The sequence below is a fragment of the Gordonia sp. CPCC 205515 genome (genome assembly GCF_048537925.1).
Lineage (GTDB): Bacteria > Actinomycetota > Actinomycetes > Mycobacteriales > Mycobacteriaceae > Gordonia.
The window spans coordinates 1-21,094 of sequence record NZ_JBCLVJ010000016.1; the positions used below are offsets into that span (position 1 = coordinate 1).

27 protein-coding genes are annotated in these 21,094 nt (G+C 63.1%); 12 read left to right on the top strand and 15 right to left on the bottom strand.

Features of this window, described 5'->3' with window-relative positions; genetic code table 11:
• Positions 1 to 57 precede the first annotated feature (57 nt).
• From AAFP30_RS22170 to AAFP30_RS22190, 5 genes are all read right to left on the bottom strand, one after another.
• Positions 58 to 609, bottom strand: coding sequence for a YceI family protein (locus tag AAFP30_RS22170; protein ID WP_419232186.1), 552 nt, complete (start codon positions 607 to 609; stop codon positions 58 to 60).
• Positions 610 to 716: 107 nt separating this feature from the next.
• Entirely contained in the window at positions 717 to 1,322 is a 606-nt protein-coding gene (locus AAFP30_RS22175) for an NUDIX hydrolase (RefSeq protein ID WP_419232187.1), read from the bottom strand.
• A complete protein-coding gene (locus AAFP30_RS22180; RefSeq protein WP_419232188.1) occupies positions 1,319 to 2,401 on the bottom strand; it encodes a hypothetical protein in 1,083 nt (360 codons plus the stop codon). Before AAFP30_RS22180 ends, AAFP30_RS22175 begins: the two co-directional genes overlap by 4 nt.
• 90 nt (positions 2,402 to 2,491) lie before the next feature.
• Positions 2,492 to 3,265: a 3-hydroxybutyrate dehydrogenase gene (locus AAFP30_RS22185; protein ID WP_419232433.1), complete on the bottom strand. Its 774-nt coding sequence runs from the start codon at positions 3,263 to 3,265 to the stop codon at positions 2,492 to 2,494.
• Positions 3,266 to 3,357: 92 nt separating this feature from the next.
• Entirely contained in the window at positions 3,358 to 4,779 is a 1,422-nt protein-coding gene (locus AAFP30_RS22190) for an MFS transporter (protein ID WP_419232189.1), read from the bottom strand.
• Between the two features lie 118 nt (positions 4,780 to 4,897).
• Here AAFP30_RS22190 and AAFP30_RS22195 point away from each other — a divergent pair, with 118 nt between their 5' ends.
• Together AAFP30_RS22195 and AAFP30_RS22200 are read left to right on the top strand one after the other, a co-directional pair.
• A complete protein-coding gene (locus AAFP30_RS22195; protein WP_419232190.1) occupies positions 4,898 to 5,809 on the top strand; it encodes a LysR family transcriptional regulator in 912 nt (303 codons plus the stop codon).
• A 295-nt stretch (positions 5,810 to 6,104) separates the two neighbouring features.
• Positions 6,105 to 7,028: a cytochrome c oxidase assembly protein gene (locus AAFP30_RS22200; RefSeq protein ID WP_419232191.1), complete on the top strand. Its 924-nt coding sequence runs from the start codon at positions 6,105 to 6,107 to the stop codon at positions 7,026 to 7,028.
• Positions 7,029 to 7,117: 89 nt separating this feature from the next.
• On the opposite strand, the gene AAFP30_RS22205 is transcribed toward AAFP30_RS22200, so the two are convergent.
• Positions 7,118 to 7,921 (bottom strand): hypothetical protein, encoded by an 804-nt coding sequence (locus tag AAFP30_RS22205; protein ID WP_419232192.1) that lies wholly within the window; start codon positions 7,919 to 7,921, stop codon positions 7,118 to 7,120.
• Positions 7,922 to 8,039: 118 nt separating this feature from the next.
• On the opposite strand from AAFP30_RS22205, the gene AAFP30_RS22210 reads away from it, so the two are divergent.
• Entirely contained in the window at positions 8,040 to 8,708 is a 669-nt protein-coding gene (locus AAFP30_RS22210) for a hypothetical protein (protein ID WP_419232193.1), read from the top strand.
• Between the two features lie 91 nt (positions 8,709 to 8,799).
• Here the strand turns inward: AAFP30_RS22210 and AAFP30_RS22215 are convergent, their stop codons facing one another.
• The 3 genes from AAFP30_RS22215 to AAFP30_RS22225 form a co-directional block, all read right to left on the bottom strand.
• Complete coding sequence (locus AAFP30_RS22215; protein WP_419232194.1) at positions 8,800 to 9,297, bottom strand: hypothetical protein; 498 nt, start codon at positions 9,295 to 9,297, stop codon at positions 8,800 to 8,802.
• Positions 9,298 to 9,385: 88 nt separating this feature from the next.
• Entirely contained in the window at positions 9,386 to 9,955 is a 570-nt protein-coding gene (locus AAFP30_RS22220) for a DUF3558 family protein (protein ID WP_419232195.1), read from the bottom strand.
• 282 nt (positions 9,956 to 10,237) lie between these two features.
• Positions 10,238 to 11,023: an ESX secretion-associated protein EspG gene (locus AAFP30_RS22225; RefSeq protein WP_419232196.1), complete on the bottom strand. Its 786-nt coding sequence runs from the start codon at positions 11,021 to 11,023 to the stop codon at positions 10,238 to 10,240.
• Between the two features lie 105 nt (positions 11,024 to 11,128).
• Here AAFP30_RS22225 and AAFP30_RS22230 point away from each other — a divergent pair, with 105 nt between their 5' ends.
• The 8 genes from AAFP30_RS22230 to AAFP30_RS22265 all read left to right on the top strand — a co-directional run bounded on the left by AAFP30_RS22230 (position 11,129) and on the right by AAFP30_RS22265 (position 16,369).
• Positions 11,129 to 12,670 carry a hypothetical protein gene (locus tag AAFP30_RS22230; protein WP_419232197.1) on the top strand — a complete coding sequence of 514 codons (1,542 nt, stop codon included), beginning with the start codon at positions 11,129 to 11,131 and terminating at the stop codon, positions 12,668 to 12,670.
• 103 nt (positions 12,671 to 12,773) lie between these two features.
• Complete coding sequence (locus AAFP30_RS22235; RefSeq protein ID WP_419232198.1) at positions 12,774 to 13,322, top strand: YbaB/EbfC family nucleoid-associated protein; 549 nt, start codon at positions 12,774 to 12,776, stop codon at positions 13,320 to 13,322.
• 38 nt (positions 13,323 to 13,360) lie between these two features.
• Complete coding sequence (locus tag AAFP30_RS22240; protein ID WP_419232199.1) at positions 13,361 to 13,675, top strand: hypothetical protein; 315 nt, start codon at positions 13,361 to 13,363, stop codon at positions 13,673 to 13,675.
• 5 nt (positions 13,676 to 13,680) lie between these two features.
• Entirely contained in the window at positions 13,681 to 14,745 is a 1,065-nt protein-coding gene (locus AAFP30_RS22245) for a hypothetical protein (protein WP_419232200.1), read from the top strand.
• Between the two features lie 18 nt (positions 14,746 to 14,763).
• Positions 14,764 to 15,579 (top strand): VOC family protein, encoded by an 816-nt coding sequence (locus AAFP30_RS22250; protein WP_419232201.1) that lies wholly within the window; start codon positions 14,764 to 14,766, stop codon positions 15,577 to 15,579.
• 8 nt (positions 15,580 to 15,587) lie between these two features.
• Positions 15,588 to 15,800: a hypothetical protein gene (locus AAFP30_RS22255; RefSeq protein WP_419232202.1), complete on the top strand. Its 213-nt coding sequence runs from the start codon at positions 15,588 to 15,590 to the stop codon at positions 15,798 to 15,800.
• Between the two features lie 132 nt (positions 15,801 to 15,932).
• Entirely contained in the window at positions 15,933 to 16,106 is a 174-nt protein-coding gene (locus AAFP30_RS22260; protein WP_419232203.1) for a hypothetical protein, read from the top strand.
• Between the two features lie 71 nt (positions 16,107 to 16,177).
• A complete protein-coding gene (locus tag AAFP30_RS22265) occupies positions 16,178 to 16,369 on the top strand; it encodes a hypothetical protein (protein ID WP_419232204.1) in 192 nt (63 codons plus the stop codon).
• 105 nt (positions 16,370 to 16,474) lie between these two features.
• Here AAFP30_RS22265 and AAFP30_RS22270 read toward each other — a convergent pair whose 3' ends face one another.
• From AAFP30_RS22270 to AAFP30_RS22285, 4 genes are read right to left on the bottom strand one after another with little or no spacing between them, the layout of a single operon-like run.
• Complete coding sequence (locus AAFP30_RS22270) at positions 16,475 to 16,789, bottom strand: WXG100 family type VII secretion target (protein ID WP_419232205.1); 315 nt, start codon at positions 16,787 to 16,789, stop codon at positions 16,475 to 16,477.
• 19 nt (positions 16,790 to 16,808) lie between these two features.
• Positions 16,809 to 17,318 carry a YbaB/EbfC family nucleoid-associated protein gene (locus tag AAFP30_RS22275; protein WP_419232206.1) on the bottom strand — a complete coding sequence of 170 codons (510 nt, stop codon included), beginning with the start codon at positions 17,316 to 17,318 and terminating at the stop codon, positions 16,809 to 16,811.
• A 5-nt stretch (positions 17,319 to 17,323) separates the two neighbouring features.
• A complete protein-coding gene (locus AAFP30_RS22280) occupies positions 17,324 to 18,508 on the bottom strand; it encodes a hypothetical protein (protein WP_419232207.1) in 1,185 nt (394 codons plus the stop codon).
• A 43-nt stretch (positions 18,509 to 18,551) separates the two neighbouring features.
• Positions 18,552 to 19,094, bottom strand: a complete 543-nt coding sequence (locus AAFP30_RS22285; RefSeq protein ID WP_419232208.1) for a hypothetical protein — start codon at positions 19,092 to 19,094, stop codon at positions 18,552 to 18,554.
• Positions 19,095 to 19,181: 87 nt separating this feature from the next.
• Here AAFP30_RS22285 and AAFP30_RS22290 point away from each other — a divergent pair, with 87 nt between their 5' ends.
• Positions 19,182 to 20,174 carry a hypothetical protein gene (locus AAFP30_RS22290; protein ID WP_419232209.1) on the top strand — a complete coding sequence of 331 codons (993 nt, stop codon included), beginning with the start codon at positions 19,182 to 19,184 and terminating at the stop codon, positions 20,172 to 20,174.
• A 6-nt stretch (positions 20,175 to 20,180) separates the two neighbouring features.
• Here AAFP30_RS22290 and AAFP30_RS22295 read toward each other — a convergent pair whose 3' ends face one another.
• Entirely contained in the window at positions 20,181 to 20,546 is a 366-nt protein-coding gene (locus AAFP30_RS22295; protein ID WP_419232210.1) for a hypothetical protein, read from the bottom strand.
• Positions 20,547 to 20,744: 198 nt separating this feature from the next.
• Positions 20,745 to 21,080: a hypothetical protein gene (locus tag AAFP30_RS22300; protein WP_419232211.1), complete on the bottom strand. Its 336-nt coding sequence runs from the start codon at positions 21,078 to 21,080 to the stop codon at positions 20,745 to 20,747.
• Positions 21,081 to 21,094: the final 14 nt, after the last annotated feature.

Genomic DNA, 21,094 nt, shown 5'->3' on the forward strand with positions numbered 1-21,094 from the left:
CCCAGGGATCGAAGCCGCCGCGGCTGGCGCCTCGCACCTCAGGATCGAAGAACTACGTCAGGCCTGCGGCTGACCGGCCTCGATCTCGAGGGTGATGGTGACCTTGTCACCGACGACGACGCCGCCGCCCTCGAGCGGCATGCTGATGTCGATGCCGAATTCCTTGCGGTCGATGACGGTGGTGGCCTCGAAGCCGGCGACCGGGCCGTGGCCCATGCCCGGGTTCACACCGTTGAACTCGAGGGCGAGCTCGACCGGCTTGGTGACACCCTTGAGGGTGAAGTCGCCGGTGAGGACGTAGTCGTCGCCCTTGGGGGCAACACCGGTGGACACGAAGGTGGCCTTCGGGAACTTCTCGGCGTCGAAGAAATCGGCCGACTTGATGTGGCCGTCACGCTGCTCGTTCTTGGTGTTGATCGAGGTCACGTCGATCTCGGCCTGCACCGACGGGGTGCCGTCCTCGGCGATGGTGATGGTGCCGGAGAAGGTGTCGAAGCTGCCGCGCACCTTGGAGACCATGAGGTGCTTGACGGAAAAGTTCACAGCCGAGTGGACGGTGTCGATGGTCCAGGTGCCGGCGGCGATGGGGGCGTTGACTGCGGTGGTCATGTCGGAGTTCCTCCAGTGATTGTCGATCAGGGTCTGGTGGACCGTCGTGGCCCATCGAAGAGTTTAAACGGACCGCAGTCCGATTTCATTCCTGATCTGAAGAATTTTTATTTCCAGGCGAAAACGGGCTGCTCAAGGCCGTCGACCCGGGTGTGTCGATCCTGCAGGACCACCTCGGCGAACTGATAGATCACCGCGGCGGTGGGTGCGTGGACGAGCGCCCCGACGATGGGCAGTTGGATCACCGGCCGGTCGGATTCGGGGATGGTGAGGAACCGTGGTTCGACGACGAGTTCGTCGAAGGTGACGAAGAACAGCTGGGCGACCTCATCGGGATTCGGGGTGGGCGGCTGATCGTCGTCGGCCCAGCAGATGACCGGCGTCATGACGAATCCCGAGCGGGTGGCGTAGTCGTCGAGCTGGCCCACGACTGCGTCGGCACCGAGTTCGACGCCGATCTCCTCGTGCAGTTCCCGCAGGGCCGCGGTCTGCTCGTCCTCGCCCGGATCGAGTCGCCCGCCGGGCAACGCGTACTGCGCGGCGTGGCGGCGCATCGTCGCCGGTCGCTTGCACAGCCAGATGCCCTGCTGTCCGTCGCGCTCGCTGATGGTGATCGCCACGGCCGCCGCGCGCATCGACGGGTCGCGGTCGATGGACCGTCGTTCGAAGGCGTCGAGTCGTTCGTGGACGGTGCTGCGTGGCAGGGTGATCACACTCTCAGTTGATCACGTTCGTCCGGTGAGGTCAGCGCTGCGGTGCGCCGGCCGAGGTGATAGTTGATGATCGCCAGCGCGAACAGGCCGACCGCCAGGTTGGTCAGGGCGCCGAATCCTTCGAGCGCGAAGTCGACGAGCGCGTTGCTCAGGACACTGATCAACGCGGCGAAGTGGAGTACCCGCAGCGGCCAGATCCGGGTGGTGCGGTTGCGGGCGATCATGGCGGGCAGCGCGAGGGCGAAGGTGATGATGCTCGCCACGAACAGGATCCAGGTGGCGGTTCTGTCGCGGTTCAGTTCGAAGTAGAGGTCGATGTCGCCCATGTCGCGGTCGTTGAAGACCCATCCGAGGATGACCACCAGGATCGAGCCGCCTGCGCTGACGACGAGTAGCCAGCCCACGGCGGTGAGCCAGCGCGGGCTGCGGAACAGGTTGGGGATGAGTTGCGCTGCGCGATGACGGAGTGCCATCAGTCGGTCGGGTCGGTCAGTGCTGGCGTCGAGCAGCGTCGTGATGGTGGCGATCGTCTGCGGGTCGGCGTCGAGATCGCGGGCCAGCGCGAGCAGTTGGGTCGCCTGGTGGCGTCGGCGCTGCGGCAGTCCGTGCGAGATGCCGTCGGAGGCAATGGTTGCGGCGTTGGCGAGTGCCTCGGCGACCGTCGGTTTGCGCACGTCCCGCACGACCCGTCCGGCCAGCAGGATCAGCACGACGAGGATGTACATGATCTCGGCCGACGGTCCGTAGAAGTAGTCGTTGGTCTTGGTGACGAACTTGCCGACCTCGTCGAGAAAGAGCCCGAAACCGATGCCGCCCAGGACAACTGCCGCGACCCGCATCACCGGGCCGAGGAACAGCCAGCCGATGAGCAACGCCAGCATCATCAGCGCCCCGCCGTAGAGCGCGTGGGCGATGTGCAGGTCGCCGCCGCCCACCTGTGGGTAGCCAGTGAGCTGCAGATAGGCGCGGGTCACCAGGATGGTGCCGATCGCGAAGATGATGAACCATTCGGCCGACGCGGTGCCGTAGATGCTGCGGATCACCACCGCGGTGCTGCGGGCCTGCCCGGATTCGGTCATGGTCGAAGTATGGGCGGGTCGGTGCTCGCGGCGACCCCGAATGCGGCAATCCGCCCGCGACAATGCATGTCGCGGGCGGATTGTCGAGGGTCAGCTGGCGGTCCAGCCCCCGTCCATCGGATACGACGACCCGGTCACCATCCCGGCGTCGGCCGACGCGAGCCACGCGACGAGCGATCCGACCTCGGCGGGTTGGGCCAGCCGCTTGATGGCGCTCTCGGTGAGCATGACCTTCTCGACGACCTCGTCCTCGCTGATGTCGTGCACCTTGGCCTGATCGGCGATCTGGGTGCGGACCAGTTCGGTCTCGACATAGCCGGGGTTCACACAGTTGCTGGTAACACCCTTCGACGCACCTTCCAGTGCAACGGTTTTCGACAGCCCTTCGAGCGCATGCTTGGCCGACACGTACGCCGACTTGTAGGCCGAGGCCCGCAGTCCGTGCACCGACGAGATATTGATGATGCGACCAAAACCGTTGGCGTACATGCGCGGGAGTGCCGCGCGGATCAGCAGGAAGGGCGCTTCCACCATCAGCCGATGCATCCGCCGGAACGTCTCGGGCTCGAATTCCTCGATGGGAGCGACCGATTGGATGCCGGCATTGTTGACGAGGATATCGACGTCGAGGCGTAGGTCATCGAGTTCGGTTGTGTCGAGCAGGTCGATGCGCCATGCCTCGCCGTTGCACTGCGCGGCAACCTGTTTGGCGGCCACATCGTCGACGTCGGCGATGATCACGTGGGCACCCCGCTCGGCGAGCGCGTGGGCGCAGGCCTCGCCGATTCCGCTGGCGCCACCGGTGATCAGAGCCCGCCTCCCTCGCTGGTCCAGTAAGCCCGGCGACGAAGGAGCCGAGCGCATCGAGGCCTCGCCACTCACGCCGCCCTCTACCCGCTGGTCGAGTAAGCCCGGCGACGAAGGAGCCGAGCGCATCGAGGCCTCATCCGCAGCACTCATGCCGTCACCTCCTTGCGAGTGGCACCCTGATCACCCAGATGCGCTGCGGCGTCAGCGGCGTCGATCGACTCGAGCGAGATGCCCTTGGTCTCCCGGGCGTAGACGACGGCGATCAGCGTGACCACCGACGCGGCGGCGAGGTAGATGGCGATCGGCACCGACGAGTCGAAGCGGCTGAGCAGGGCGGTCGCGATGATCGGCGCGAGCGAGCCGGCGACGATCGAGGTGACCTGATAGCCCAGGGACACACCGGAATACCGCATGCGGGTCGGGAACATCTCGGACATGATCGCGGGCTGACCGGCGTACATGAAGGCGTGGAACACCAGGCCGATGATGATCGCACCCATGATGGCGGCGTAGTTGCCGGTGTGCATCAGAGGGAAGGCGAAGAAGCCCCAGAGTCCGGCGGTGACGGCACCAATTGCGTAGACCGGGCGGCGGCCAATACGGTCAGAGAGCTTGCCGATCAACGGGATCACCGCGAAGTGCACTGCGTGGGCCGCGAGCATCCACCAGAGGATGTCGGAAGTGTCCGCCTGCACAACGATTTTCAGGTACGTGATGGTGAAGGTGACCACCAGGTAGTACATGATGTTCTCGGCGAAGCGCAGACCCATCGCGGTGACCACGCCCCGCGGGTACAGCTTGAGAACCTCGATGGCCGAGAACGACGACGACTTGATCTCCTCGGCCTCCTCTGCGGCACGCACGAAGATCGGCGCGTCGGTGACCTTGGTGCGGACGTAGTAGCCGACGAGCACGATGACCGCCGACAGCCAGAACGCCACACGCCAGCCCCAGCTGAGGAACGCCTCGTCGGACAGGGTGGTGGTCAGGATCAGCAGCACGACCGTGGCGACCAGGTTACCCACCGGCACACCGGCCTGCGGCCACGACGACCAGAATCCACGCGACTTGTTGGGCGAATGCTCGGCGACCAGCAGCACCGCGCCGCCCCACTCGCCGCCGACCGCGAAGCCTTGCAGGAAGCGCAGGGCGACCAGAAGCAGTGGTGCCCAGTATCCGATGGCGTCGAAGGTCGGCAGGCAGCCCATCAGGAAGGTGGAGATACCCACCAAGATGAGGCTGAACTGCAGCAGTTGCTTGCGGCCGTATTTGTCGCCGAAGTGGCCGAACACCACGCCGCCGAGCGGGCGTGCGATGAAGCCGACGGCGTAGGTGATGAAGGCGGCGATGATCGCGTCATACTCGTTGCCGCCGGCGGGGAAGAACAACTTGCTGAACACCAGCGTCGCCGCGGTGCCGTAGAGGAAGAACTCGTACCACTCGACGACCGTGCCGGCCATCGATGCGGTGACGACCTTCTTCAGGCCTGACGGTTCGTAGGTGTCCTTGCCGTCGGCGTCGCCGCTGGTGGGCTGCGGAGGTGGCGCAGCACTCGATGCACTGGTCATGATCTCTCCTGTTTCTCGGGCCTCATGTGAGGCAGGTCACGACTGTTGTCGAGTATGAATAACTAGAAATGCGCACGCAATGACCGACTTCGCCAGCACCATCTGCAAAAATGCAGACATGGATGCAGGCAAGCTCAGTTCCGACGATCTCCTGGTGCTACTCGCGGTCGGTCGGACCAGCCGTTTCACCGCTGCCGCCGATCTGCTGGACCTCAACCACACCACCGTCGCCCGGCGGATCGAGTCGTTGGAGAAATCGCTCGGCGGCCGCGTCTTGTCGCGGGGTGCGGCGGGCTGGGAGCTCACCGAGTTGGGTCGGCAGGCGTTTGCCGCGGCCGAGCGCATCGAGGCAGCCGTGCAGGGTCTGGCCACCGACGTGGAGGGGTCGCCGTCGATCAGCGGCGTGGTGCGACTGTCGGCGACCGACGGCTTCTCCGCCTACCTCGCGTCACCTGCCGCGGTCGCCGTGCGACAGCGGCACCCGGGCGTGACTGTGGAGATCGTCACCGCGACGCGCCTGGCGTCGCATCATCGCGCCGGTTTGGACATCGAGGTCGTCGTCGGCGAACCGCACGTGCATCGCGCCGAAGCGATCCGCCTGGCCGACTACCGCCTCGGCCTGTATGCCTCGCGGCGGTATCTCACCGAGCACGCCGCGCCTACCTCGCAGGCTCAGTTGACGGCGCATCCGCTTGTCTACTTCGTCGACTCCATGCTGCAGGTCGACGACCTCGACCTCGCCCGCCGCCTCGTTCCCCAGATGGCCGAGTCGGTGACGTCAACCAATGTGTTCGTCCACGTCGAGGCCACCCGCGCCCACGCCGGCATCGGCCTGCTCCCCTGCTACATGGCCGACCGCCACGACGACCTGGTCCGCGTCCTACCCGACGTCGACGCCCAACTCACCTACTGGCTCGTCGCGCGCACCGAATCCTTCCGCCGACCCGAGGTGGCCGCGGTGATCGACGCGGTGCGCGTACTGGTGGATTCGCGGCGGGATGAGTTGTTGGGGGCACCAACTGCAGGTTGAGTCCCCCGGTCCCGCTGGTTGAGCCGCGACGAGCGAGCGAAGCGAGCCCGACGCGAGTCGAAACCGCATCCAGACCACGGAGACCGCGTGCATTCCCCGCCGGTCGAGTAAGCCGGGCGACGAAGGAGCCCAGCGCATCGAGACCCCCACTTCGCCGGTCGAGTAAGCCGGGCGACGAAGGAGCCCAGCGCATCGAGACCACATGCAGCCACCAACGAATTCCCTTTTGCCCGAATATATTCCGACAATCACGGCGCAAATCTACGCCGAACCAACCCGAGCGCATACTGGGCACGTGACCGCCGTAGACACCCCACTCACCCTCGCCACCGCGTTGTCGTCGTGGCGCCTGGACCCGGCCACATTGATCGTGATTACCGTCGTCTCGATCGGCTATGCCCTCATGTGGCGGCGATCCACGGTTCCCGCCTATCGGGCGGTGTTGTTTCTCGTCGTCGGCTGCGGAGTCTGGCTCCTGAGCGCGTGTAGCTTCGTCGGCGTGTACAGCGACGTGCTGTTCTGGGTGCGGTCACTGCAGTTCGTGCTGATCCTGATGGTCGCGCCCTTCGGAATGGCCTTGGGGATGCCCGTGACTGTCGTGCGCGACGCGCTTGGTTCGGGTCGAGGACGGTTCGATCACTGTCTGCACAGTCGGCCTGCACGTCTCCTAACATCGCCATTGATGACTTCGGCCATGCTGCTCGTCACGCCATGGCTGATCTACCTCACTGGCTGGTATTCGGCGCTCCTGACCAACACCGCGGTCGACTACGCAACTCGAATCCTGTTGGTGACCATAGGTTTCGGTTACTTCTACGCGCGCCTGCAGCTCGACCCGGTCCCACGCCGGTACCCGCAAAGCGTGTCGCTGATCGGGTCCTTGGTCGAAACACTCGGCGACGGCGTGCTCGGCGTCGTGCTGTGGCAAGGTTCGATCGTCGCTGCGTCGTATTATGCTGCGCTGGGCCGGGATTGGGGTCCGTCGATCCGCACGGACCAGACCATCGGTGCCGGTGTTTTCTGGATTCTCGGCGACCTCGTCGGATTGCCGTTTCTCATGGCCGTATTCGCGCGGTTCCGGGCGGATGAGCAGGTTCGCGAAGTGGCGGAGGATGCGGATTTGGATGGTGCATCCGCTAAGTCAGCGGTGGCCAGTACGGAGCCGACGACGCTTTGGTGGCAGAGCGATCCGCAACTGAGGGAGCGGTTCCACCGCTGAGCGAGATCACCCACATCGATTTCACTCGACCCGCAGCCAAAGCGGGACGAGATTCGCTGTTCAGACTGTCAAGAACCTCAGCGGCGCAGTCACAGCCGAAACGGGACATCGGGCGCATCGGACTCGCCATCCGTGACTTGCTGCGCGGGCGAGGCGGCCAGCCCAGCGACGACCGAACCACCCGATTGCTCCGCGGCCTCGGCTGACACGCCAGCACCTTGCTCAACGCTCGTCTGGATCTGCGCGCGAGCAGCGGCAGCAGCCGCAAGCACCAACATCCGATCCGAGCCACCGATCAACCCGGGCGTCCAATACGCCGTATCGAGCGCGGCCGCCAGCCGTTGCACCTGCGCGTCGGTACCCGTGCACCGCAACACCGCCGGCAACACGACACTCAACGCCCCGAACGACCCCGATTCCACCAGCGAATCGATCAGCGTGAACACATCCTCCGACAGACCCTGCGCGACAAAACCGCAAGCCCCCAGTCCTGAACTGATCGCTCCCCAGGTCACCTCGTCAATCGAGCCCCCAGCCTCTTCGATCGCCTCGGCGACCTCCGACCCGTGCATGTAGTAATCGCGGGCACGATCGAGTTCGCCGCTCTCTCGATACGCGTCTGCCAGAGTCACATAAAGCGACACCAGCATCTCGACGACCTCGTCGAACTCGGCCTCGGCCGCCTGCTCGACACTGATCCGTGCCCACCGCAGTTGATCTTCAGCTGTCGTGGACGAGTGCGCCAGGTAGTGGGCGCTGATCGCGCGATCCCGCGGCGTGGCCGACGTCTCCCACGCCTGGGTGAACGCTGCAACGGCCTGAGCGGCGTCATTGGCAGCCTGCGCCTCTAGTCCGCGCTCCCACCACGCGCCTGGTGTCCCCTGCGTCGACACCGAGCCCCCTCTCGCTGTTCCCGACCAGTCTCTGCACGCCTAACCACGCGCGTGCCCGACCGTTTCGCGTCGTTAGACTACCTGCGAGCAGGTCAGCATCAGAACGGGGAGGATGCGCATGAGTCGCTTGGACGATGTCCTGGCATGGTGCGAACGCGGGGTCACCGCCGAAAGCGTCGGGCTATTCGCCGACGCCGATATCGCCTACCGCAATGCTTGGAACGCTGCTCTCGAACCCTACGAGCGTTGCTTGGCCGCCTACCACCTCGCTCGCGTCCAACCCACACCCGGACAGCAACTCGACTGGAATCGCATCGCCCTCGACCACGCCAGCACTGCCGATCCCAAGGCCGTCGCCGAGATGCTGCCGTCACTCCAACTCGCAGCTGCATCAGCGGCACGCGCAGCCGGCGATGTTTCCGCCGCCCGCCGCTCATATATTGCTGCAGCACAAGCGCATTCCCAAGAATCCGACTCAACGTCAGGCCCAATGACAGCTGCCATCGTCGATGGTCTTGTCGCTACCGAAGACCCCAGTCCCGTTGGCCAAACACTCCGGGAAATTGGACGGGCCCGACGCTACGGCGCCCTGAGCGCGCTATTACCTGGATACGTCGAATGGGTCGTCGACAAGACGCCCGACGATTTGATATCAATCGTCAACCACCTCGAACGCGACGCAGTCATCGACTCGAATGAGTCGAGACGAATCATTGCAGGAGTCAGAAATGCTGAGATCGCTCTCGGTCGGACAGAATCTGGACCTGACGTGGCTTTCAAAATGTGAAGCGGAAAATAATGCACTCTAGAATCGCGAGTGCAGCCAGAATCGAGGCGCGAAGTTCGACCACGCCGATCCATTATATGCGGAGAACCTTCTAAGCCGAGTTGACATCTGCGTTGGTCACAACCAGATGCGCACCAGGAGTTGAATTGTTAGGGTTCACCGACTTCTTGCGGAATTGTATATGGTCGAGGTCCACACTCGAGAAGTCTTTCTTATTGTCAATCTCGGCGTCAGCGTATGCTTTTCCTGCTTTTATGTATAAGTCCCGAAGCTTTGAAACGGCTTCAATATGCTTGGCGAGAATCCAATCTAGCGACCGTTCGTCTGCCCCGTCGGCTTTCTTTTTCAAACGGTTTTCGCGGTAATCGACGTCTTGAACGAACTCCCCAATGCCGTCGACTTTCGCCGCTAGGTGATCGTTCCGTTTCGCGGATTTCAGAGCCGATAGGAGCTGTGCGCATGCGCGCGCAGCATTTTGCGCCGCATCTGGCTCGAGCCAAAGGTTGCCCTCGCCAGCCTGAGACAAGCCCTTGTCAAGCGCCGAATTTAGATCCGTGAACATCGCGGGCACCGGGTTCGGCGCGGTCACTTCCAGAGACGAGTCCCCGTTTTGACTTGGATTCTCCGGTCCACCACCCATTATCTCCCCACCTTATCATTTCTAGTTTCCGTCACAGCTAATGCGGTGCAACTGAGTGAATTTGGTCAGCCCACTCTGCGCATAGTCTAGGAATATCGGGACTTTCCTCTACATTCCCGTAATCCTCAGCGCGCACTTCAATCCAAGTCGATCCAAACGATGTCCCCCATGTAACGTAACAGTCGTCAGCATACGACCTACCTCGATCGTGATAACGAACCGCATCTTTGCCGCCCACGGTTGTCATTACCTGATCGACATTGTCCTTTCTTTGACGCACCTCATCAAACGACGAGGTCGACATCCACACAAACAGGCTGTATTCGGCTCCGGTCGCAGTTCTCGCTCCCCATGAACAACCCTTTGAATTTTCATAAAAATTGCAGCTTCGACTCGTCGGGTCTCCACCCACGGCTGCCACCGCAGAATCCGGAACATTATTCGGATCCCACAAATCATCCTGAGTCTTCGGATTTTCACTCGCCGGCACCGTAATCGTGCCCTCCGGCCCCACCAGCGACTGCTCGTCCGAGCCAGACGACGACCCCGCGATAACAACGACGCCCACGACCAAAACCACCACCGCAACCAGCGACAGAACCCACACCCACCACCAGCGACGCCACCCCGACCGCCGCTTCGGAGACTGCGGGCCTCCAGACCCACCAACAGACGGCAGCCACCCACCCCCATAGGGTCCGGCCGACTGCCCCTGCGGACCTACCGGCGCACCTGAATACCCGGGACCTGAACCGTAGGCTTGCCCTTGAGGACCAAGCCGACCACCGCCCTCACCCGACCAACTTGGATCACCGCCAGGACCCTGACCACCCGACGACGGCCCCACAGGACCGGTCACCAGATCAACCCCGCATGACGACTCATCCCGTCACCCTCCCCGACGCTCACGAATAGCATCAACCAGGGTACCGAGGACTGCGTTGAGTTCACTAATCATTCGTTGTCGGTTCACGGCGAGAGCCGACTCCCCGCGCCCCCAGAGATAGCGCCCAAACTCCTGGTAATCCGCCCAGATCAGTCGCGAGGCCGTACTGTCGAGCTTCCACTCATTAGCCCGCCCGTCGCGAACCTGAACGAAACCTGACCGACAAATCTCTGAACCGAGAACTCGTCGCAATTCGGCATCCCAATCGTCACTTCGCTCATCGTCGTATAACGACTGACGCCGCTCTTGCGCTGGCTCTAGCAAGAACAGATCACCAACCGGCTCTGTCGCCACGGTCTGCGTCGGCATGGCATCAACGACCGCGCGGCCGAGGTCTACCGCATTCATCGCGTACACGGAAATGTCGCCCGACGGGATGCCGTCCTCGGTCTCCTGGACCGCTACGAATCCCAGGTCATGCCGACGAACACCATTCACCCGAATGGATTTCTTGGTTGGGTTCACGTCTGGACGAGGGTCGGTCGCGACCGCTTCGATCCGTAAGTCAGGACGGATTGATGTGCGTGCCCAGTCATCGAACTCGCGCGGAGGCTCATGGTCCCAGTCCTGTCGAATCCGCGCGAACTCCGCTTCGAGCTGCTCCAATGTCACGTCGCGGCCTGGGTAGCTCAAGAAGGGATACGGTATCCAGTCCTGTCCGAGCACCGAACAGAACAGCCTCACCGCCTGTGGCGAGACTGTTCCCACGAACTCCCCGATACCTGCCATTCCCGTCCCCTTGCTCTGCGTCCTACTGGTGGCGCTCCGGCATCGGCGCATACGGTACCCGCTAACATTGCACCAGTTCACGCGAGGATCTTTGGGGGTCGTTCAATGGGTGTACTCGACGGTTTGGGCCACGTCGCTAATGCGGTCGGCGGCGCTGTTACGAACGCGGTGAAGACAGCACTCGGGCCGATCAACGTAGGTGCGCTTCACTGGATACAGGGCCTCGCCAACGACGCGTTCAACGGCAAGCGAACGGCCGACGCTTACAAGCCGGAGCGCAAGGGCGAGTTGCCGAAGACCACGCTTCCCGACGGCGTGCAGAGCGATAACGGGCCGAAGTACTTCGGTGAGGCGTGGGACGCGTATCAGGACTGGATCAATCTGCATAACCGATCCCAGAAACTCTCATCCGAGAAGATGACCCACGCCGCTGATCAGTGGAAGAAGATTCAGGAAGTTCTCCAATACGGGTTCGAGGACATGGAGAACGGGATGAAGACGGTCACGTCATCCCAGTGGGGTGGAGACGGCGCGAAGGCTGCGGACGCGGCGACGCAAAAGTATGTGCAGATCGGCGAGACCCTCAAGAATTCGATCAACGCCATGGCAGACAATCTCACGAATATCGGAGGCACTGTCGACCTTACGAAGTCGAATATGCCCGGAAAAGACGAGGTCAAGAACTGGATTCAGGACCAGATGAACTCGTGGTATTCCCTTCCGGTCCCGGACGCCATTGACGTCTATTTCACGGGTGACGGTAACTCGCTCGCCTTCCGTTCCAACTATGGCGCTCTTCCAGCTCAAGCGTTCCAAGGTCTCTTCAATTCAGCGCAGGAGCAGGCCGCAATGGCCCTGCAAGGTGTAATGCGAGACACCTACGACGAAGGGTTGAGACTGTCAAGCCAAGCGTTGCCAGACTTCGGTAACTCTCCCGCACCCGCGCCAACCAATCCAGATCAGACCAACTACAACCCCACCCCCAGCGGACCAGGCAGCCCCAGCGGAGTCCCCAGCGGCGGCACCCCCTCGATGCCGAGCGGCACTCCCAACATCAAGACACCCGACACCCCCAAAATCACGCCGGCCAAGATCACAACACCCAATACGCCGACGTCGACCAACAACCCGCTGTCGAACCTGACCAGTGGCCTACAGCAGGCCTCTAGCCTCGGCCAGAACGCACTGTCGCAGGCACAGAACGCCGCCAAACAGGCGCTGTCGCAGATCGACAAGGCCAAGAAGGCCGGGCTCACGACACCGACCGGTCTGGCAGCACTGAACAAAGCCGCGCAGGCGGCCAAGCTCAAGGGCCTCGGCGGCGGTGGTGGCGGCGCCGGTGGCCTCAAGGGTGGAGGTGGCGGCGGGGCCGCAGGCCTCGGCGGTAAGGCCCTGCAAAGCGCTCTCGCGAAGGAGAGTGCGCTGGCCAAGGGACTGAAGGAGGCAGCGGCCGTCGAGCGCACCATGACCGGTCGAGGGGCCAGCGCCACCGGCATGGGCCCGGCAGGCACGGGTGCGGGCGGTGCTCGCGGAGCCGGTGGCGAGGACAAGGAACACAAGGCCAACAAGTATCTGCGCACCACACTGAACGGTGAGGCGATCCTGGGTGAGCCGATCAAGGCGGTTCCGGTCGTCATCAAGGATTGATCCCACCGTCATCCACTCGACCGACGCCCTCCTGCGCGAGCGGGAGTGGCCCCAACCAGCGCTGATACCCTGACTCGGCAACCAATCTGCAGGGGGAACAGATATGGATTTTCCACGCACCGCCGACGACATCGAGCCACTGCTCGGGACGATGAACTCTCTGCTGAGCGACATCGCGTCGACTCGCACCAAGGCGATCGAGCTGACTGCCACGGCCTCCGAGCTCGACGGTCGCGTCCAAGTGTCGGTCAACGCACGCGGCATCGTCACCGAAACCATCCTTGACGAGGACGCGCTGACCACCTTGACACCCCAGCGGCTCGGCGCGGCCATTACCGCCGCCGCGCAGGCGGCCGCACAGGAGGTCAACGCGAGGACCCAGGAACTGTGGGCTCCGATCACGGCGAAACAACAGTCCTTGCCTCGCGCCTCACAGATCTTCGACGGGCTCCCCGATATCGCGGCGAAGCTGGCGGACCGGCCAGAGCCAGCGCTGACACCGCCGACGCGCACCGCCCCGGCCGCTGCCGACGACGACATGTACTACGAGGACATCGAGGCACACACCAACACCGTCGATGACGAACCTCACTTCGAGTACGCGCGCGAACCCGAGCAGCGTCGGGACTCCTTCACCGATCGCGCCTGGTAGCACATCCGACCGTCGAACGCTTTGGGGGACAACAGATAATGGCCGACGAATTCTTTCTCGAGACCGAGCAATACGTCAAGCACGCAAAAACGGTGGGCGATATCTCGGAGAAGCTCAAGCGTGCCGAGCTGAGGCTGGCGTCGCTCCTCAACGCCGAGGGCAAATGCTGGGGTGAGGACGAGACTGGACAGTCCTTCGAACAACCGTATGCAGAGAAGGCCGGGACGGCGTTCTTCAACTCCAATATCGGCGTCGATCATCTGAGCTACCTCGGCGCCGCAATGTCGTGGGCGGCCGACCAGACTGCCGGCCAGGAGCATCACACCGAGAACAGCTTCAGCTGGAAGGGGTAGCCGACATGGGTATGGAATGTCCCGCAGTGCTGACGGTCCCGTTGGGCTTGATCGGTATGGAGTGGCCCAAGGGCGACGAGGACGCGATGGATCGGCTTCATGCCGGATGGCATCAGTACGCCTTCGACATCAATGAGGCCCTCGGCGACATCAACGCCGTGTCGTCGACCATCGACACCTCCATTCGAGGCGACACCCAGAAGGCGATTCACGAGCAGCTGAAGATGCTGCAATCCGGCGACAGATCGCTCCACGAGCTGGCCGAACAGGCCGAGTTCCTCGCCGAGCGTTGCGACATGATGTCGACCGAGTTGACCGCTCTCAAGGTCATCTTCATCGTCGAACTGATCGCACTCATGATCTTCATCGAGATCGCCCTCGCAACCGCTTACGTCAATTGGGGAGCGCCCGCCGAGATCGCGGCTGAAGAAGCGGCCACGCAGCTGACGCTGCGTCAGGTCATCGAGCAGATGGTCGAGCGAATCCTCGAAGAGTTCACGGTCAAGGCGTTTCTCAAGAACGCGGGCAAGAACTTTGCGATGGAGGCGGCCAAGACCGCGATCGAAGAGTCCCTCAAAGAAGGCCGGGATCACTGGATGTGGGGTACTGGCTACGACGTGAAGAAAGTCGCCGGCGAGTCTCTGAAGAGCGGGCTCGCCGGTGCTGCGCTCACGCCGTTGAGCACGCCGGTGGAAAAGGTGACGGGCACACTCTTCGAAGGCGGACTCACACCCCTGCTTTCGCGCGGGCTACAGAACAACCCAGGCCTCCGATTCGGCGCCGACGTACTCGCCAATCAGCTCAAAGACAAGGGCAACGAGCAACTACTCGACAAGCCCACTCAGACAGCCAAAAGCCAGCTCGAGTCCGCCTGGAAGTGGCTCACCAAACCCGAGCCGAAGAATCCGCACAGCGCGCCATCCAGCCCGGACGCTACGCCGGCGTCACCGACGTCGGTTCCGTCGGCGACTCCGTCTCCGGGCACTCCCCCGCCGCCCGCAACGCAAGCCGGGACCGCGCCGACGCCGGCTACACCCGATTCCACATCGACCGCTGTCCCTTCCCGATGATTCACAACCTGAAAATCCATGTCTGACAACGCTTCAACGCAACCGAAGAGCCCGCAGCCACTCCTGAACGAGCCGTTCTGGGTCGACCTGGTCACGCCAGACGTCTCGGCCGCCCGCAGTTTCTACACGGCCCTCTTCCAGTGGGAGTACGTCGACAACGGTCGACAAACGATCGCGCTACTGGATGACCAACCGGTGTGCGGTATCTGGCCCGGTTCCGCGGAACTGGCGAACGGCGCATCGTACTGGCACCCGTACTTCCGCGTCGGCGACCTGAACCTTGCGGCATCAGAAGCGCGTCGCGCTGGTGGTGAACTACTCTGGGGCCCAAGTGATTACCTCGGTGCAGCCCAGGTATCCACGATTCAGGACCCCGCAGGTGCCTCCATGTCCTTGTGGGAGCCAACCATTTCCGGGCGCGCGGTCATGAATGCCCTTGGAGCGTCGTCCTGGTTTGAGTTGGTCACGCCGGACCCAATGCTGGTCGCCGACTTCTACCAGTCGACGCTGCGTCTGACCCCGGACATCTCTCAGTCGAACCAGCACAGTTACCGCGTCCTCACCCACAGCGGCATCCCGGTCGCCGGGGTAGTTCGCTCGAACGGCCCATCACACTGGCGCACATATTTTCTCGTCGACGATCTCGATCGCGCGTTGCGCGACACCACCAAGGAGCGCGGCTCCATCGCGTCGCCCCCACAACACACGTTGATCGGCGACACCGCACTGATCCGAGACCCCGCTGGAGCGCTCCTCGGACTCGTGGCCAAGTTAGGCGCCCCACAGTCGCCGGTGAACGACAACGCCGGTTTTCCGAACTCCCTCAACCTGTGAAGCATGCGATGAATGACAGCCGATTCTCCCTCGACCCGATAGACCCCAACTACGCCGAGCAACTATGGCGCAACAACGTTCGCCTACGTCGTCTGATGTTGGTCGGATCGATGATGTCCGGCACCGCCGTCCTGATCTGTATCGCCTACCTCTCCACGTCGGTGTCGCCCAAAACGCTGTTGCGCATCGCGACTGAGGCAGCATGCCTTTCCATGATCTAGGGGTTCATCTCCCATCGAGTGGCCACACGCACCGAGTACCGCATTCGGACTCCCCGATCGCGGCTGGAGGGATCGATCTTTCTTGTTGTGTGCGTGTCGATGTGGGTCGGGCTAACGCTTCTCATGAAGGACGTGCCGCTCAACCCTGACCCCCGGTACAGATTCCCGTATGCACTGCTCCTCATCCTGCTGCAGCTCGGCGGATTCGTCGTACTGATCGAACGGGCGTCATCGCTGCGTGTCGGGTACCGGGGATTCGACTTCGCACAGAAACACTCGCGTGGACTGACGTGGATCGTGTTGTAATCGCGCGCGGGACATCGACCGGGACGATGGAGATCGGTGTGCACCCGCGGGTCGGTGCGGTTCACCCTAGGATGGCGCCCCGAGACGGCGAGACACTGATCGATCTGCCCATGCGGGTGATCGTCCCGGAGAGGAGATTCAATCAGCAGAAGCTTCTCTGGGCCATCAATCTCGGTGGCTGCACGCACATCCAGGTGTTCGACCGTACGTCGGGCGGCGATCGGTTGATCTACCGGTCCAATTCCAGTGCGGTCTATTCGTAAGTCAGTCGCGGACAAACGATTCTCGGCGCCGACGGATACCGCCGCCACGACACACAAGACCACGGAGTCGGCGAGTCGGCCGATTCACCTGCGTACGTCATGAACTCACGCCTGAAAACTGCGCGTGTTCCCGGTCTCGGTCTCCACGAAGTTCCTGGCGGCGTCCTCGATGCTCTTGACGTGCTCGATCATGTTGTCGATGTGCGTCTCGGTCGACTCGAGGATATTCGTCATCTGCGGCTCGTAACCGGACGAGTGAGTGGTGCCCGGTTTGTCCGACCCCCACGACTCGCCTTCGGCATCAAGCTTGCCGTGCAATGCATTACGGATCTCGTCAAGCCTGCCGGCCACGTTGTCGAGTCGCTGGGCACCGGCCAGCAACTGTTGTGCCTCGACCTGTGTGATTCCACCGCTGGTCATTTACTGCTCCCCCTTACAGCTACCAGGACTGGTCGAGTGGGCCGCGCCGGGATCGGCGGTCCCGCTCGACCTCCTCGTAATGTTCGTCTTCAGCATACGGAGACACCGGTCGCGACGGCGAGTCCGGCGGCTCGGTCGACGGGTCGACCGGTTCAGGGACGTAGTCGTCGAGATCCGGCAGACCTTCGAACATGTCCGAGAGTTTCGGCAGATCGCCGACCCGCTGCCGCATGGGCGCCATGATCGCATCGACCTGCTTCTGCGCCTCCTGAGCTGCTTTCTGCGTCGCCTCGGTGATGTAGCGCCCGAGGTTGGACAGCCCGCCGGCGCGGTCGACGGCGTCGGGGTGGAACTTCAGTTGGATGAGAATGCCTTTGGTGTTGACCCAGGCGGTGACGAGGTCCTCCGCCGACGACGCGCTCGCGGTGACCGACGCCAGCCGCTGCTGCAGGGTCGACATGTCGGCCTTCTGCTGCTCGAGATCAGCAAGCAGGGTGTGCAGCATCTCTTTCATCTCTTCGTTCGCCATCGCAATCACCCTTCTCGGTCATTGAAATGCCCGGCCACCGACAGTGAAACGAGTGCTGCATCGGTGTCGTAGCCCTGCGCCCGCGGTAGCACGGTCTCGACCAGAGTCCTTGTGAGAGTTCCAGATTCGACGGCCCCGACAAACGCATCGGCCAGCATAGCGGGGTTGGCGGACGGGTGGTCGGAGAGCATGCCGGCAAGCGTGCGGACGGCATCGTCGGTGCTGAGTATCGCGGGCACCGCAACCGCGCACGAGACGGCATCCGGGGATTGGGCGCGATACCAGTGACCGTCGTCGTACCACCAGCAAAATGACAACATACCTGACTCGAGCCGGACGTTCAGCGTGGAATCGCACACCCAGATCGGTGCTCCCGCAAACAGATCCGGCAGTCGGCTGCCACCGAGGTAGGCATCGCGCAACTCTGGGTCGTCGGCAACGCCGCCAGAGAGTACCGCGCGGCCACTGGGCAGCAGCACGAACGTCGATCCACTCCCCGATGACGACTCAAAGATCCCGATACTCGGCGCAATGCTGGGCCCCGCAACGCTTCCGGTGGCAGCAGCGAAAGCCGACACCGCAGACCAGCGGGCCCACATGAGGTCACGATCGGGCCACTGATCGTCGGCACCCGCAAGCACTGACGACGCCTGCGCTGCCTCTCGCGGGCGACGATGCTGACGGCCCTCGTGAAAGGCGTATGCCGCCAACCATACCGGCACCGCACTGTCCGGATGAGCAGCGATGTCCGCGCGGTAATCCTCAGGTGCGAAGAGGAATTCAGCGGAGAACGGGGCGTCACCGAAGTCGAAGTCGCTCACCGGCGACTCTCCGTGCTGCACACCGACCATCATCCGCCACCACAAGCCGCGGCCAGTGGCGATGTCGCGCTCGCGTCGCGCACGCACCAGGTCGAATGCCTCCGGCGTCGCGAGTGTCCGGACGTTGCCGGTCGGGGTGGCGAACACCACGAGTGCGTTCGCGCGGTCGACGGTCAGCGAAAAGGTCGCGGCCATGGCCAGCCAGTCGGGTGGCGCGTCGACGAGGAGAGCTTGAACGAGTTCGACACCGATCTCGGATATTGGCGCGGACGCCGGGGTGGCCTCGGCCGAGGTCACTGTTCCGCCGAGGCTGAACGGCACGTCGGGAGACGTTTCGGTCGGGCCCCCCGCCCCCGAAGACACACTCATGCGGTCACCATAGGAGACCTGAAGGGACTCCGGCAACGTGACGTCATCCGGATGGACGTCGCCGCGGCGCGTACTGCGCGACAATCTCCGCGTAGTCGGTGTCGAACTTCTCCAGTTTCCGGCCGACCGACGGGTCATGGGTGCGTGCGTACTGTTCGGCCAGCGCCGCCCGGACCGTCGCCGAGCGGCGCTCGAACTCCATCCACGCCAGCGGACGTGCACGACGCGGCCACCAGAGGTAGGCGAGCGCCGCGAGCATCACGACCACGCCGATCACAATGCCCCAGGTCAGCATGTACGGCCGGGACGGTACGTCGTACTCCACGCCGACGTACCGAGGACGTGACGACACGCATGAGGTCGGTGGGTACCGCGCCGGCTGATTGGGGTCATTCGTACAACCGATCTTCGGCTGACCCGCCCGGTAACAGAACAGCACCACGAGCGCCGCCGCGGCCGCCGAGCACCCGAGCACAACCCTCACCTTTCGTGCCGACGGGCGCCGTCGCCACGACAAACACGACCACGGCGTCGGCGTCGGCGTCGGCGTCGGCGAACCATCGGCCGCGTCAAACGCGTTGGTCATCGGTCCCTCCCCTGGCGTGCCCACGCTCGCTGGCAGTGAGCGTAGCGAATCGCGGCACACCTCGGCCGGGCCGATAGCATCGACGGCATGCCCGACAATCGACGACAGCACCCGATCGACCCTCGATACGATCCGAGGTCTGCCGCCGTCAGCACCCCCGGGGTGGTCACTGTCTACGGCACCCCACGTCCTGTCACCGCCGGCACGATCGTCTTCCGGTTCCTGGCCGCAATCGGGGTGGTGGGCATCCTCATCGGCATCGCAACCGGCAATCCGGGCATCCTCGTCATTTCTGTCGTGGCCGCAATCATGCTCGGTGTTCCCGCCCTGGTGATCTGGTACGCAGGACGCCTGCAAGCCGGGAAACCCCAGATTGCAGCATCACTTATGGGATTGTGGACCCCGGCAATCGAATTGACGTGGAACGAGATCCAGGCGTGTGAGTTCACCGAGGCCTACCTCGAATACACCACGTTCACCGGCCCGCAGATGGTCAAATCGTCGAAGGTCGAACGCCGGTCACTGGTCGTGACCACCAACGCCGTCGACGCCAATGGACGTCCCCTGCAGTACGGTTCGACGCTGTGGCTGTCCCACACGAACAACCTTGACCAGTTCTGGTCCGCGGTCCATCAATTCGCACCGCACGTGGGACAGTGGAGCGTTCTGACGGCGTCCCAGTACGTACCGATCCCGGCAATCCAGGACGCCATCGCGCGGGAGATCGCCACCACCGGCATGGTGTCGATCCGCGACGGTGAAGGAAACCCGAAGTTCGCCTTCAACCCCGATGGGGTCGTCTTCGACGACGGTTCCCTGCTCCGGTGGGGTGATGTCGTGGCGATGACCGCCAGCACCGACCGCGAGGCCTCCAACGCAGCGGTCACGACATGCTTCACCAACCGCCTCATCATCCTGAGTCAGCAAGCCCAAGAAAGGAATCGAGCGATCAGCAGGGAACAGCCGGTCCTCCCGAAGGGTTACACACCCCCCATCGAGCAGGTGATGGCAACGGTATTGCGGTGGGCGCCGCATGTCCGATACACCGACAGCCGCAAGATCGAGGGTGCGTTGGCGTAGCGTCGCTCACCGATACCGGTCGGCAAGCCCGATGAGATGACGAGACGCCGACGACATGTCGTGCGCGTAGCTGCGAAACTCGTCTCGCGCCTGTGAAATCGATTTGCCCAGCGCCTTTTCCAGCCATTCTCGGGAACCGCCGACCAGTGCGAACTCGTCCACCGACATCAGTACGGCAGCGTCGAGATCCGGTGTCACGATCACCACATCGAACGGGGCTAAGCGCCATCGCCAATCGGCTACCTCTGCCAACGTGGCGGACACCCCTTGGTCCGGCAACTCGGCACCGAGTCCTTCTGTAGTGAGACAGACGAGTTCGGGCGACAGATCGCCAAGTGCAGCGAGAACTCCGGAGCTCTCGGCTTCGTTCAACTCCTCGAGTGGAACCACCGTTCGACCTGCGGCCCACTCCGCGGCGAAGTCGCGGACACCATTTAGCAGGGTCGAGCGGATGCCGTTACAACGTTGTTGGGTAAGGCATCTCATATTCTACCTGCCACCCACACGTCGATCAGCGCGCCGATCAGTGCAGTAGTGAAGAACTCTTCAAGCACTGACACCGTCAACGGTTCAGAGGATCGCGAACCAGCAGATGTCACCTGAGTCGGGTAGTTCTGGCAGCGCAACCATGTCGGCCCGGATTCGTTCCAATACCTCACTCTTGGTCAATACCCATGGCACGAAGGGCTTCTCGTCGGAGTCAGTCAGGTCACCGGCCTGAACTCCCTGATCCAGCAGGTCTGAGATCAATGCCAAGACCATGTCGGTTGCACTCTCCCGACTGTAGGCAGACCGCACCAACGACGTCGCAGCGCCAACGATCGGCGAGAACCCCACCCAGTCGTCTTTCGCATAGTCGACCAGGTAATCGAGGTTCTCTTGGTATGCCCCAGTGCTTTCGGCCACGCGACACTCCTCAC

Coding starts and splice junctions, on each gene's coding strand:
- AAFP30_RS22280 (WP_419232207.1), bottom strand. CDS start 18,508: ATGAGTGTGTCTTCGGGGGCGGGGGGCCCGACCGAAACGTCTCCCGAC.
- AAFP30_RS22190 (WP_419232189.1), bottom strand. CDS start 4,779: ATGACCAGTGCATCGAGTGCTGCGCCACCTCCGCAGCCCACCAGCGGC.
- AAFP30_RS22265 (WP_419232204.1), top strand. CDS start 16,178: ATGGCGCCCCGAGACGGCGAGACACTGATCGATCTGCCCATGCGGGTG.
- AAFP30_RS22290 (WP_419232209.1), top strand. CDS start 19,182: ATGCCCGACAATCGACGACAGCACCCGATCGACCCTCGATACGATCCG.
- AAFP30_RS22240 (WP_419232199.1), top strand. CDS start 13,361: ATGGCCGACGAATTCTTTCTCGAGACCGAGCAATACGTCAAGCACGCA.
- AAFP30_RS22270 (WP_419232205.1), bottom strand. CDS start 16,789: ATGACCAGCGGTGGAATCACACAGGTCGAGGCACAACAGTTGCTGGCC.
- AAFP30_RS22170 (WP_419232186.1), bottom strand. CDS start 609: ATGACCACCGCAGTCAACGCCCCCATCGCCGCCGGCACCTGGACCATC.
- AAFP30_RS22275 (WP_419232206.1), bottom strand. CDS start 17,318: ATGGCGAACGAAGAGATGAAAGAGATGCTGCACACCCTGCTTGCTGAT.
- AAFP30_RS22255 (WP_419232202.1), top strand. CDS start 15,588: ATGAATGACAGCCGATTCTCCCTCGACCCGATAGACCCCAACTACGCC.
- AAFP30_RS22180 (WP_419232188.1), bottom strand. CDS start 2,401: ATGACCGAATCCGGGCAGGCCCGCAGCACCGCGGTGGTGATCCGCAGC.
- AAFP30_RS22195 (WP_419232190.1), top strand. CDS start 4,898: ATGGATGCAGGCAAGCTCAGTTCCGACGATCTCCTGGTGCTACTCGCG.
- AAFP30_RS22245 (WP_419232200.1), top strand. CDS start 13,681: ATGGGTATGGAATGTCCCGCAGTGCTGACGGTCCCGTTGGGCTTGATC.
- AAFP30_RS22225 (WP_419232196.1), bottom strand. CDS start 11,023: ATGGCAGGTATCGGGGAGTTCGTGGGAACAGTCTCGCCACAGGCGGTG.
- AAFP30_RS22230 (WP_419232197.1), top strand. CDS start 11,129: ATGGGTGTACTCGACGGTTTGGGCCACGTCGCTAATGCGGTCGGCGGC.
- AAFP30_RS22185 (WP_419232433.1), bottom strand. CDS start 3,265: ATGCGCTCGGCTCCTTCGTCGCCGGGCTTACTGGACCAGCGAGGGAGG.
- AAFP30_RS22285 (WP_419232208.1), bottom strand. CDS start 19,094: ATGACCAACGCGTTTGACGCGGCCGATGGTTCGCCGACGCCGACGCCG.
- AAFP30_RS22235 (WP_419232198.1), top strand. CDS start 12,774: ATGGATTTTCCACGCACCGCCGACGACATCGAGCCACTGCTCGGGACG.
- AAFP30_RS22250 (WP_419232201.1), top strand. CDS start 14,764: ATGTCTGACAACGCTTCAACGCAACCGAAGAGCCCGCAGCCACTCCTG.
- AAFP30_RS22210 (WP_419232193.1), top strand. CDS start 8,040: ATGAGTCGCTTGGACGATGTCCTGGCATGGTGCGAACGCGGGGTCACC.